The organism is Croceibacterium soli (assembly GCF_009828065.1).
GTDB lineage: Bacteria > Pseudomonadota > Alphaproteobacteria > Sphingomonadales > Sphingomonadaceae > Croceibacterium_B > Croceibacterium_B soli.
In genome coordinates this window covers 60934-72926 of sequence record NZ_WTYK01000009.1, presented here as the reverse complement: position 1 = coordinate 72926, position 11993 = coordinate 60934, and the positions used below count along the sequence as shown (strand labels likewise).

Here is an 11993-nt window from a genome sequence, read left to right as displayed (position 1 = left end):
GGGTCAGGCGTCGACGAGGCCCTTCACGGCGCTTTCGAACAGGGCCCGTCCATCGGTTTCGCCCAGTTCCGGCTCGATCGCGCGTTCCGGGTGCGGCATCATGCCGAGCACGTTGCCGGCTTCGTTGAGGATGCCGGCGATGTCGCGCCGCGAGCCGTTGCAGGCGTCGAGATAGCGGAACGCCACGCGGCCTTCGCCTTCGAGGCGGTCGAGCGTCGCTTCGTCGGCGAAGTAGTTGCCATCGTGGTGCGCGACCGGGAGGTGGATCGTCTCGCCCTGCTGATATCCGCCGGTGAACAGCGACTGGCTGTTGACGACTTCGAGCGGTGCCGTGCGGCAAGTGAAGGTGATCTGCGCGTTGCGCATCAGCGCGCCGGGCAGAAGGCCGCTTTCGGTGAGGATCTGGAACCCGTTGCAGATGCCCAGCACCGGCACACCCTTGTTTGCGGCATCGATCACCGCGCGCATGATCGGGCTGCGCGCGGCCATCGATCCGCAGCGCAAGTAGTCGCCGTAGGAGAAGCCGCCGGGCAGGGCGATGAAGTCCAGCCGCTCGGGCAGTTCGGCGTCGCCGTGCCACACGCGGATGGCGGGCGTGCCGGAGACCTTCTCGAGCGCGACCGCCAGGTCGCGGTCGCAGTTGGAGCCGGGGAAGGTCACCACGGCCGAACGGAACGCCATCACGCCGTCTCCAGCTTCTCGATACGGTAGTTTTCGATGACCATGTTCGCCAGCAGCTTGCGGCACATCTCGTCGAGCGCCTCGTCGCTGGTGCTGTCGGCCACTTCCATTTCGATCAGGCGGCCGACGCGAACGTCGGCGACGCCTTCGAAGCCGAGCCCCTCGAGGGCATGGTGCACCGCACGGCCCTGCGGATCGAGCACGCCTGGCTTCAGGCTGACATGGACGCTGACCTTCATTTGCGGGCCTTTCGAGAGGGGCTGGGGACTCGCCCGGAGCCTATGGCGATTGCCGCCGCGCGGGACAAGAGGGCGAGGCCGGTTTGCGGCCGGATCGTTACGCTATTCGCCTGCTTTCGGCAGCACGACGATCTCCAGCCGCGCTTCGGGCTGCAGGTAGCGAGCGGCAACGGCCTGGACATCCTGCGGCGTCAGCGCCAGCAGCCGGTCCTTGGCGGAAACGAAGCGGGCGATGCGATCCGGCTCCCGCTGAGCATCGTCCGCCAGCTGCATCCACCCGGCGTTGGTTTTCAGCGCGTTGTCGTAGCTCTCCAGCAGCGGCCGCCGCGCGCGCAGCAGGGTGTCGGCCTCGACCGGCTCGGAAATCAGGCGGCGGACCGTCTCAAGCATCGCTTCGCGCGCCGCATCCACTTGCGCGGCATCGACCGGAGCGGCGATGTTGAACGTGCCATACCCCGGGTAAGTGCGCGACTGGCTCCCGCTCACGCCAGGGGAGTAAGTCTGCCCCAGCTCTTCCCGCAGGCTGTCGGTCAGTTCGAGCCGCATGACCCGGGCCAGGAGCTCGAGTTTGAGCACCTCGTCGAAGTCGCGGTCGTCACGCGTCGGCCAGGTCATCCGGACGATCGCCTGGTCGGCCGGTCCGGAGTGGTGGATCACCCGCGGCGAACGGTTGCCGGTGAAACCGCGAAGGCGGTTCTCCTCGTAGGCCCGGAACTGCTCCTCGCGCGGCGGCAGCGCGCCGAGCGTGCGGGCGACGAGGGCGATCGCCTGGTCAGGATCGAAATCGCCGACCAGCGCCAGTTCGAGAGCGCCCTTCTGAAGCCGGTCGCCGATCGCTTCGCGCAGCCTGGCGAAGCTGAGCGCCAGATAGGCCTCCTTCGGCTGCAGCGTGAAGCGAGGGTCGCCGTCCGAGATAATCCCGCCGAGGGCATTGGCCAGGGCGCTGTTCGGAGTGGCATCGCGGCTGGCGAAGAAGTTCTCGATATTGCGGCGGTACTGCGCCTCGCCCTGCGGCCGGTACCCAGGGTCGGAAATCGCCGCGGCGAGCAGCTGGAGCTGCAGTTCCAGGTCGCGCGGCGTCGTCGTGGCGCCCATGCGGAAGCTGCGCTCTTCCGCCCCGATCGAGAAATCCACGGTGCGCCCAGCCAGGATCGACTGCAGTTCGTCGGTCGAATGCTTGCCGAGCCCGCCGACCGGCAGCACGCTGGTCATCGCCGTTGCGAGCGGATTTTCGCGCGTGTCGAGCATCTGCCCGCCATCCACGTGCAGCTCGACCGAGATCCGGTCACGCTGCAGCTCGGTCGGCTTGAGGTTGAGCATGAGCCCGTTGGCGAAGCGGAGCGTGCGGATGCCCAGGAGCGGTTCGGTCGTGTCGGACACGACGGTGCCCGGAGGGCCGAACTGGGTATAGGCGAATTCCGCCAGCGTCGCCGCGTCCTCCTGTACCAGCTCTTCGGCCATGCCCGCATTCCATGCCGCGCGGATGGCCTCGGCGCCGCCTTCGGGCGCGGTGCGGCCTTCGAAGCGCAGCAGCGGGTTTTCGAGCGGGACCAGCTCTGCCCTGAGCGCGCCGTACACGGCTTCGGGGGTGATCGACGGCGCAAACGCCTCGAAGCGCTCCAGGCCGCTTTGCGGCGTGGTCGGAACCTGCCCTTCCTGCAGCACCAGCAACGCCGCGCCGACGTAGCTGGAGTTGGGGCGAGTGTCGGCACCGGCGGCGGCATTCTCCTGCAGAGTGCGCACGTTGGCGACCTGTTCGGCCACTTCGGCGCGAGTGAAACCGAACTTCAGCGCGCGGCGGAACTCGCGCTGCGCGGCCGCGAGCCCGCGGCGCCATTCGCCCTCCGCGGCATCGACGATCAGGTTCGTCGTCCGGCCCGCCTCGAACACGTTCGCGGTGCCGACGCCGGCACCGCGGAACGGCGGGTCTTCGGACCGCGCCAGGCGCTGCAGGCGGCGATTGATGATGCCATAGCCGATCTGGCGCAGGACTCTCATCTGCCGCGTGACGATGGAATCCTTTTCATCCAGCCACGGCCCGGTGCTGGCGGCGGTGATACGTTCGGACAGGGCCGGATCGATGAAGATGTCGGTCTCGCCGGCACGGGAGAAGTCGATGGGGCCAGGATCGATCGGGGGAACGGGGGTGCGCGGCTGCCAGTCGGTGAAGTGGCGGCGTATCGCTGCCTCGACCGCATCGGGATCGAACTCGCCGACCACGATCACGGCGGCGTTGTCCGGCCGGTAGAGCCGCTGCCACATGGCCTTGAGCCTGGCCGCGTCGGCCTTCTGCAGCGACTCGACGGTGCCGATCGGCAGGCGGTCCGGGAAGCGGGCGCCGCGGTACAAGAACTCGAGTTGGTCGATCGTGTTGCGCAAGGCATACGTGTCGCGCACGCGCCGCTCGGACAGGATCACGCCCTTTTCGCGCTCCACCGCCTCGGGCGCGAACGTCAGCTCGCTGGCCGTTTCCCGCATCAGCATCAATGCCGTGTCGAGCAGGGCCGGATCGTTGCGCGGTAGGTCGAGCTTGTAAAGCGTGGTGTCGAAGCTCGTCGAGGCGTTGGTGTCGGCGCCGAAGGCCAGGCCCTCGCGTTCCAGCAACTTGACCATCTCGCCTTCGGGCACGCGCGTGGAGCCGTTGAAGGCCATGTGCTCGATGAAATGGGCGTAGCCGCGCTCGTCTTCGCCTTCCGAGACCGACCCGGCGTCGATCCACAGCTGCACCATGCCTTGGCCGGCAGGCGTGCCGTTCGGGCGGATGATGTAGCGCAGACCGTTGTCGAGCGTGCCGAAGCGATAGGCGGGATCCAGCGGGAGGTCGCTCTCCTGGAAAGGCCAGACCGGCTCTGCCGTAGCGCTCGCGGCAGGCGCTGCCGCCTGCTGGGCAAGGGCGGGGCTGAAGGCTGAGAGCGCGAGGAGGAGGGCCGGAGCCAGCGAGCGGATGAACATCGCCACCGGTTGTGGCGGAGCAATGCTGAACCCGCAATGGCTTCATCCTCCCCGGGACGTGGAGGGGGACCATGCGAAGCATGGTGGAGGGGGCCCGCCGCAGGCGACGCGCTGGTAGCGGGTGGCCCCCTCCGTCAGCGCTACGCGCTGCCACCTCCCCGTGCCGGGGAGGATTGGCCGCTTACTTCTTCTTGACCGGCGTTCCGCGCAGCTTTGTGCGGTGGGCCGAGAGGTCGAACACTTCGCCGGGGTTGCCGTCGTCCTGCAGCAGGCCGAGGCGGCGGGCGACTTCCTGGTAGGCCTCTTCCTCGCCGCCGAGGTCGCGGCGGAAGCGGTCCTTGTCGAGCTTTTCGCCGCTGACCATGTCCCACAGGCGGCAGCCGTCGGGGCTGATCTCGTCGGCCAGGATCACGCGGCTGTAGTCGCCGTCCCAGATCCGGCCGAACTCCAGCTTGAAGTCGATCAGGCGGATATTGATCGCCGAGAACATGCCGCAGAGGAAATCGTTGATGCGGATCGCCATTGAGGAGATGTCCTGCATCTCCTCGTTGCTGGCCCAGCCGAAGCAGGCGATGTGCTCTTCCGCGACCATCGGGTCGTTCAGCGCATCGTCCTTGAAGTAGTATTCGATCAGCGTGTGCGGCAGCTGCTCGCCTTCCTCGATGCCAAGGCGCTGGCTGATCGAGCCTGCGGCGACGTTGCGCACGACCACTTCCAGCGGAATGATTTCGCATTGGCGAACGAGCTGCTCGCGCATGTTCAGGCGGCGGATGAAGTGCGTCGGGATGCCGATATGCGCCAAGCGCGTGAAGACGTGCTCGGAAATGCGGTTGTTGATCACGCCCTTGCCGTTGATCGTGCCCTTCTTCTGCGCGTTGAAGGCGGTCGCGTCGTCTTTGAAGTACTGGATGATCGTGCCAGGCTCGGGACCTTCGTAAAGGATCTTGGCCTTGCCTTCGTAGATCTGGCGGCGGCGGGACATGGCGTGCACCTTCAATGGCGGAAAAAGCGAGCGCCCCGGCTTAACGAAGCAACGGGCTTCGCGGGGCCGGGGCGCGAGGATGCGCCATACAGGGAAACGCTCGGCAAGGCAATTGGCAGCACGCGGATCGGCGCTCCCCGCAAGGCAAGGCGGATCATCGGCGCCGGTGCGGGTCCGGGAACCCCCAAAGTTGACCTTCATGGCGTCATCGGCGATAGGGCCTCGCAATAGCAAAAACGGGGGTCGAGACATGAGGGCGATTTCGGGCTACAGGTCCGCCTCGCGGGCAGTGGTTGCAACGGCCATTCTTGCGGGCGCACCGGCGCTGGCGCAGGAAGGGGCCGCAGCCGATACCGAAATCGTCGTAACCGGCTCGCTGATCCGCGGTTCGGCCGAAGCATCGCCGGCGCCGGTCGAGGTGATCACGGCCGACGATCTCGCCAACCAGGGCGGGCCGACGATGATGGGCCTGGCCAAAAGCTTGGCGGCTTCCAGCGGCGTGCTCGGCGACGCCAGCCAGTTCGACATCCGCAGTCAGTTCAACCAGGGCGCGGCCTCGGTCAACTTGCGCGGGCTCGGCCCGCAGCGCACCCTCGTGCTGCTCAACGGCAGGCGCGTGGTGCCCACGGGCGCGGGCAACATGCCGCTGGTGGACATTAACCTGTTCCCCTCGGGCGCGATCGAGCGGATCGAGATCCTCAAGGACGGCGCAGCCGCCACTTACGGCTCGGACGCGATTGCCGGCGTGGTCAACTTCATCACCCGGACCGACCAGGACGGGTTTCTCGCGGAAGGGGACTACCGCTACATCGACGGCTCCAACGGAGACTGGAACGCGGCCCTGAGCTGGGGCGGCGATCTGGGGCCGGCGCGGGTGTTCCTCTCCGGCGGCTACCAGCATCGCAGCGAGCTGCGCGTGACCGACCGCGATTTCGGCCTGCTGCCCTATGACGTGAACCCGCAGGGCGGCTGGTCCGGCGGCGGCAGTCCCGGCAACTTCGACTTCGATGCCACGCTGAACGGCGTTCGCTTCGATGCCGACGAGGGCTGCGAGGCGGTCGGCGGCTTCCGCTCGCTGCCGGGCTCCACGGCCGACTTGTGCATGACGCCCTACCTCGGCTTCACCAACTTCGTGGAGCCGGAGGATCGGTTCCAGCTCTTTGCCGATGTCGAAGTGCCGCTGGGCACCGCCGACTTGCGGCTGACGGGGCTCTACGGCCGCACCGACACGGTGCTGACCACATCGCCCAGCTACCTGCCGACGATCGCGCCTTCGGCCAACGCGGCGTTCGGCGGCGGCGGGCTGTTCGTGATCCCGCAGTATGCTCCGGCGATGGCCGACTACTGCGCGCGCTACGGCGCAGCGTCGGGCTGTGCGGTCGACGCGCAGGGCGTGCCCCAGGCGCCGGCGCTGGCCTATCCGGTCCGCTTCCGCCCGCTGCTGCTCGGCGGCAACCCGCTGTTCGACAACGAACGCGGCGCGGCGACCCCGGACTACGAGGGCGAACAGTCCCAACTTACCGCCTCGCTCACCCAGCCGGTCGCCGCGGCGATCGACTTGCAGACCTCGCTCACCTGGTCGCGCAACGACCGGCGCTTCCAGGGCATCGACAACTTCGTCGACCTTCTGCAGAACGCCCTGGCCGGCTTCGGCGGCGAAACCTGCGCCTATGCCACGCCGCAATCGCGCGCCGGCATGACGAACGCGCAGCTCGCCGCCGTGGCGGGCCGGAACGGCTGCCACTTCTTCAACCCGTTCTCGACCGGCATCCCCGGCAACGCGATCACCGGTGCACCCAACCCGGGTTACGCCGGCACGAGCAATCCCCTCGGGCTCGACCTCACGCCGGGCGCCGGCCTGATCAACGACGCTTCGATCGTGGACGACTTCTTCACCGTGATCGAACGCGGAGCCACGACGGAGCAGTGGGTCGGCGACGTGCTGCTGTCGGGCCTCAGCGGCGTCTCGCTGCCGGGCGGCGAGATCGGCTTCGCGGTCGGCGCGCAGTACCGCAGCGACAGCTATCGCCGGACGTACAGCGCCAACAACAACCTGGACGTTTATCCTTGCCCGGGATCGGTTCTCAACTCGGCGGCGTCCTGCACTCCGGAAGTCGGCCCGGTCGGCTTCCTCGGCTCCAACCGCAATGCCGACGTGAACAGCGACGTGTGGGCCCTGTTCACCGAGCTGCAGCTGCCGGTGACCGAACGGCTCCAGGCGCAGCTTTCGGCGCGGTACGAGGACTACGGTTCGAGCGGCTCCACGTTCGATCCCCAGGTTCGCCTGAAGTACGATCTGGCCAACTGGGTGTCCCTGCGCGGCGGCGTGGGCACGACCTTCCGCGGCCCGCCGCCGCAGAACACCGCGGCGGACCTGGTGATCCTGACATTCATCGGCGGCGCCTTCCGCGCGGTGGACATCCTCGCCAACCCCGATCTGGCGCCGGAGACCGCCACGACCTGGAACGGCGGCATGCTGGTCGACCGCGGCGGCTTTCGCGCGAGCGTCGACTACTGGCGCTACCAGTTCGAAGGCGCGATCGAGGCGGAGCCGGTCAGCGGCATCGTCTCGGCCCTGTTCGGCGGCACCGGCACGGCGAACTGCGGCAACCCTGCCTATGCCGCGCTGCAGGCGCGCTTCACCTTCTCCGGCGGGATGTGTTCGGCGGCCAACGTCCAGCGGCTCGCCACCTATGCGTTCAACTCGGCCGACGTGACCACCAGCGGGCTGGATTTTCAGGCGAGCTACGACTTCGCCGCCGGTTCCGCCCAGCTTCAGGCCGGCGTCTCCGGCGCGCACGTCTTCGAGTACGAAGTTGGCGACGTGGTGGTCGAAGGGATCACCGTGCAGCCGGCGTTCGACGCTGCCGGCAAGCTCAACTATCAGACCACCGCCTATCCCATCCCGCGCTGGAAGGGGCGGGCGTGGCTGCAGGGCCTGTTCGGAGAGCACATGCTGCGGCTGCAGGCGAACCATGTCGGCGGCTACGACGACCAGCGCGGAGCCGACGTGTTCGGCCCCAACTTCGGCGTCCTGGCCGGCGCCTCGGTCACCGAAGGCAAGCGCGTCGGCAGCTTCACGACGCTCGATGCGGTCTGGCGCTGGGACGTGCGGAACGGCACCACCCTGTCGGTGGCGCTGGAGAACCTGCTCGACGAGGATCCGCCGTTCGCCCGGCTCGACCAGAACTACGATCCCTTCACGGCGAGCCCGCTGGGCTTTACGGCGCGGGTCGGGCTGCGGCAGCGGTTCTGAAGGCCGGCAGCATGGCCGCCAAAGTCTTCCCGCTTTAACGATCTGTTAACTATCGGCCGATAGCTATCGCTAAGAAGGCGTTAACGCTGCACTGCGGGTACTACGCCAAGCATGGGGGAAGACGATGGCGGCACCGGTCGAGGCGAGTCCGAGCGACGCTACGCCCAGTGGTGAGCGGCGGACGAACGTACGCCACAGGATGCTGCTGCGCACCGCCAAGCTGCGCTGTCGCAGCGGCGAGTATCCCTGCGTGATGCACGATGTCTCCGAAACCGGCGCCAAGCTCCGGCTGTTTCATGCCCATCCGCCCGAGGCTCACAAGTTCCTCGAACTGGCCAACGGCGATCTCTACGCCGTCGAGCGCCGCTGGATCGACGGCGCCTTTGCCGGCTACAGCTTCTCTTGCGAGGTCGAAGTGGAAGACTTCATGCACGAGAAGAGCCCGTGGCAACGGCGCCCGATGCGCCTGCGGATCACGCACCCGGTGTCGATCGACGAAGCGGGCCAGCCTGCCGACGCTGAACTGGCCAACCTGTCGCAGCAAGGCGCTTGCGTGGAAGCTGCCCGGCGGCTCCCCGTCCGTGCACCCGTTCATGTGGCGATCCCCGGCAGCAAGCCGCGCCTCGCCCATGTCTGCTGGCGGCGGAACTTCCGCCACGGCCTGGTCTTCCAGAAGGCGCTGACGCTGGACCACCTCGCCGAGATCGCGCTGCAGCTTCAGCCCTACGGCGCCGAACCGGCCGAAGTAGAGAGCCACGTCGAACAGATGCGGATGCTGGGCGCCTAAGTCCGCCTGCCGAAGTCCGGTTTGCTGCGTGCAGGGCGCGATGCGTGCGTATCGAGCATAGTCGAGACACGCTCGCGCCGCGCTGGTCCCGCGTCTCCCCGGGTTTGGGGGTGCCGGTCCGTGACAGCAGGGACCTGCGCCCGGCCGCTGCATGGACCCTGAAACAAGTTCAGGGTGACGGTGAGGATGGGGAAGGCGAGAGGCCCTCGTCATCCTGGAAGAACCTCCTCGATCTGAAAGAACCTCGTCGATCTGAAAGAACCTCGTCATCCTGAACTCGTTTCAGGATCCATCTCGCCTCCCGCGAAGGTCTGGCGGGAGCGGGGGACGCACCAGTCAGGCCCGCAGCGGGGAGGGTTCCATCGCATCCGACTTGACGGGGCTTAACCCTCGAGCTTCATCCAGGCGGGCAGCAGCGCCGGATCGATATCCGCGACGCGCACGTGATCGACGGCCAGGCCGAGCTCCGGATAAGCGGCCTTGCGCCGTGCTTCGTCAGAGCGGTCGAGCGGCAGCACCAGCAGCCGGCGGTTGACCTTCTGCCGCCAGTTCATCCGCGCGGTGTTCTCCTGGCCGATGTAGCAGCCCTTGGAGAAGCTGACGCCGCCCAGCTCGGCGGCATTGGTTTCGAGCCACAGGATATCGCCGAGCTCCGCGCGCCCTTCCGGCACGCCCAGGGAGAGGCGATGCTGGCGCCAGGCATCGTCGGCGCTCTCATCGTCCTCGGCGGTCTTGGCGATCCAGCGCTGGCCGAGTTCCGGCAGCCGCGGATCGGGTGCGCCGCCGTCGCCCAGTTGGGGCTGCCAGTACACACCGACCGAGTCGTCGCGGGCGATGCCGATTTTGCGCCTTAGTCGGTACATCGAAAGCCGTTTCACCAGTTCGTCGGCAGCATCGGCTTCGCAGTCGAGCAGCAGTTCACCGTCGCCGGCGGGCCAGACGATGAAATCGAACAGTGCCTTGCCTTGCGGCGAAAGCAGTCCGGCCCAGGCCGGAAGCTGGCCGGTAATGTCCTGGGTCACGAGACCCTGCAGGAAAGCGGCGACGTCCTCGTCCTCGGCTTCGGGGGTGAGGCGGACGAGGGTGCGGGAAAACAGGCGTTCTGCGGGCATAGGTGACAGATAGGCTCTCGGGTGCTTAAGGGAACCCCATGAACGCCCCTGCAATGGTTACGATCCGCCGCCCCGACGACTGGCATGTGCACCTGCGTGACGGCGAGATGCTGCGCACCGTCGTGCCCTATACCGCGCGGCAGTTCGCCCGCGCGATCGTGATGCCCAATCTCACGCCGCCGGTCACGAATGTCGCCGCGGCAGCGGCCTATCGCGAGCGCATCCTCGCCGCGCTGCCGAAGGGGACGGCGTTCACGCCGCTGATGACTGCCTACCTGACCGACGGCACCGATCCCGCGGAGCTGGCGCGCGGGTTTGGCGAAGGTGTGTTCACCGCGGCCAAGCTCTACCCGGCCAATGCGACGACCAATTCCGCCCACGGCGTGACTGACATCGCGCACATTCGCCCGGCTCTCGAACGGATGGCCGAGATCGGCATGGTCCTTTGCGTACACGGCGAAGTGACCGATCCGGAGATCGACGTGTTCGACCGCGAGGCGGTGTTCATCGACCGGATCCTCGATCCGCTGCTGCGCGACCTGCCGGAGCTGCGGGTGGTGTTCGAGCATGTCACCACCGAACAGGCGGTACAGTTCGTGGAAGGCGCGGGCGAGAACGTCGCCGCTACAATTACGCCCCAGCACCTGCACATCAACCGCAACGCCATGCTGGTCGGCGGCATCCGCCCGCACGCCTACTGCCTGCCCGTCGCCAAGCGGGAACATCACCGGCTGGCGCTGCGCAAGGCGGCGACGTCCGGCTCGCCGAAGTTCTTCCTCGGCACCGACAGCGCGCCGCATGGGCGCGAAGCCAAGGAAAGCGCCTGCGGCTGCGCGGGCATCTTCAATGCGCCGTTCGCACTCGAAAGCTATCTCGCGGTGTTCGAGGCGGAAGGCGCGCTCGACAGGTTCGAAGGCTTCGCCTCCGAGCACGGCCCGCGCTTCTACCGCCTGCCGCTGAATGAAGGCACCGTTACGCTGGAGAAAGCGCCCGTCGAGGTTCCGGGCGAACTGTCGGCGGCCGGCACATCCCTGGTGCCGTTCCACGCCGGCGAGACGCTCGGCTGGCGCCTGCGCTAGCCGACCGGCGTAACGGGTGCCTCGATCGCGCGGGCGCCGCGGATCATGTCCCAGATGAACAGCAGCGCGGCCATCCAGATCGCCACGAAGCAGGCAAGCTGTGCGGTGCTGAGTTCCTCGCCGAACACCAGGAGCCCGATCAGGAAGACGATCGTCGGCGAGCTGAACTGCAGGAACCCCACGACGCTGTAGGGCAGGCGCCTCGCGGCGAACGCGAACATGAGCAGCGGAACCGCGGTCATCGGTCCGCCCCAGGCGACCGCCGCGGTGAGCAGCGGATCCTGCCCCAGGGCCGACCCTTCGGGCGAGGCGGCGAACCACCAGGCGATCGCTGCCGCGACCGGCGCCAGCATCAGCGTTTCCAGGGTCAGGCCGGCGAGCGGGCCGGCGTTCACGGTCTTCCGCAGCAATCCGTACATGCCGAAGGACAGCGCCATCGCCAGGCTGAGCCAGAGCGTCGTCAGCGCGCCGGCGGCCAGCGCCGCGACTCCGGCGCCGGCCAACGCCACGGCCGCCCATTGCAACCGGCCTAGTCTCTCGCCCAGCACGACCAGCCCCAGCAGCATCATCGTCAGCGGGAGGATGTAGTAGCCCAGGCTGGCGGCGTAGACGTGGTCCGTCTGAATTGCCCAGACGTAGAGGAACCAGTTGAAGCCGATCAGCGCCGAGCTGGCCAGCAGGGTCAGCAGCGCGCGCCTGTCCCGCAGCACTTCGCGTACCTCCGGCCCGGCCTTGCGCCAGAGGACGAATACCAGGCACACCGGCAGCGTGAACAGGATGCGCCAGGCGACGTATTCGAGCGCCGGCACGCTCTTCACCAGCAGCAGGTAAAGCGGCATCGAGCCCCACACCACGTGGGCGCCGAGGGCATTGGCGAGCGCGGCTCGGTCGTATCGCTGCATTGC

Annotated in this window: 9 protein-coding genes; 3 read left to right on the top strand and 6 right to left on the bottom strand. The window is 67.7% G+C overall.

The window, feature by feature from the left end:
* Positions 1–3: 3 nt before the first annotated feature.
* From purQ to purC, 4 genes are all read right to left on the bottom strand, one after another.
* Positions 4–681: a phosphoribosylformylglycinamidine synthase subunit PurQ gene (gene purQ / locus GRI75_RS13495; RefSeq protein WP_160747519.1), complete on the bottom strand. Its 678-nt coding sequence runs from the start codon at positions 679–681 to the stop codon at positions 4–6.
* Positions 681–920 (bottom strand): phosphoribosylformylglycinamidine synthase subunit PurS, encoded by a 240-nt coding sequence (gene purS / locus GRI75_RS13490; protein ID WP_160747518.1) that lies wholly within the window; start codon positions 918–920, stop codon positions 681–683. The genes purQ and purS overlap by 1 nt, the downstream gene beginning before the upstream one ends.
* Positions 921–1022: 102 nt before the next feature.
* Entirely contained in the window at positions 1023–3872 is a 2850-nt protein-coding gene (locus GRI75_RS13485) for a M16 family metallopeptidase (RefSeq protein WP_160747544.1), read from the bottom strand.
* A 181-nt stretch (positions 3873–4053) separates the two neighbouring features.
* Positions 4054–4854, bottom strand: a complete 801-nt coding sequence (purC, locus tag GRI75_RS13480; RefSeq protein ID WP_160747517.1) for a phosphoribosylaminoimidazolesuccinocarboxamide synthase — start codon at positions 4852–4854, stop codon at positions 4054–4056.
* A 250-nt stretch (positions 4855–5104) separates the two neighbouring features.
* Between purC and GRI75_RS13475 the strand changes: the two genes are divergently transcribed.
* Together GRI75_RS13475 and GRI75_RS13470 are read left to right on the top strand one after the other, a co-directional pair.
* Positions 5105–8110 (top strand): TonB-dependent receptor plug domain-containing protein, encoded by a 3006-nt coding sequence (locus GRI75_RS13475; protein WP_160747516.1) that lies wholly within the window; start codon positions 5105–5107, stop codon positions 8108–8110.
* Positions 8111–8234: 124 nt separating this feature from the next.
* Entirely contained in the window at positions 8235–8897 is a 663-nt protein-coding gene (locus GRI75_RS13470; RefSeq protein WP_160747515.1) for a PilZ domain-containing protein, read from the top strand.
* 383 nt (positions 8898–9280) lie between these two features.
* Here the strand turns inward: GRI75_RS13470 and ygfZ are convergent, their stop codons facing one another.
* Positions 9281–10009, bottom strand: a complete 729-nt coding sequence (gene ygfZ / locus GRI75_RS13465) for a CAF17-like 4Fe-4S cluster assembly/insertion protein YgfZ (protein WP_160747514.1) — start codon at positions 10007–10009, stop codon at positions 9281–9283.
* A 38-nt stretch (positions 10010–10047) separates the two neighbouring features.
* Between ygfZ and pyrC the strand changes: the two genes are divergently transcribed.
* Complete coding sequence (gene pyrC, locus GRI75_RS13460) at positions 10048–11088, top strand: dihydroorotase (protein ID WP_235911531.1); 1041 nt, start codon at positions 10048–10050, stop codon at positions 11086–11088.
* On the opposite strand, the gene rarD is transcribed toward pyrC, so the two are convergent.
* Positions 11085–11990, bottom strand: a complete 906-nt coding sequence (gene rarD, locus GRI75_RS13455; protein WP_160747513.1) for an EamA family transporter RarD — start codon at positions 11988–11990, stop codon at positions 11085–11087. The two genes, pyrC and rarD, sit on opposite strands and share 4 nt — an antisense overlap.
* Positions 11991–11993: the final 3 nt, after the last annotated feature.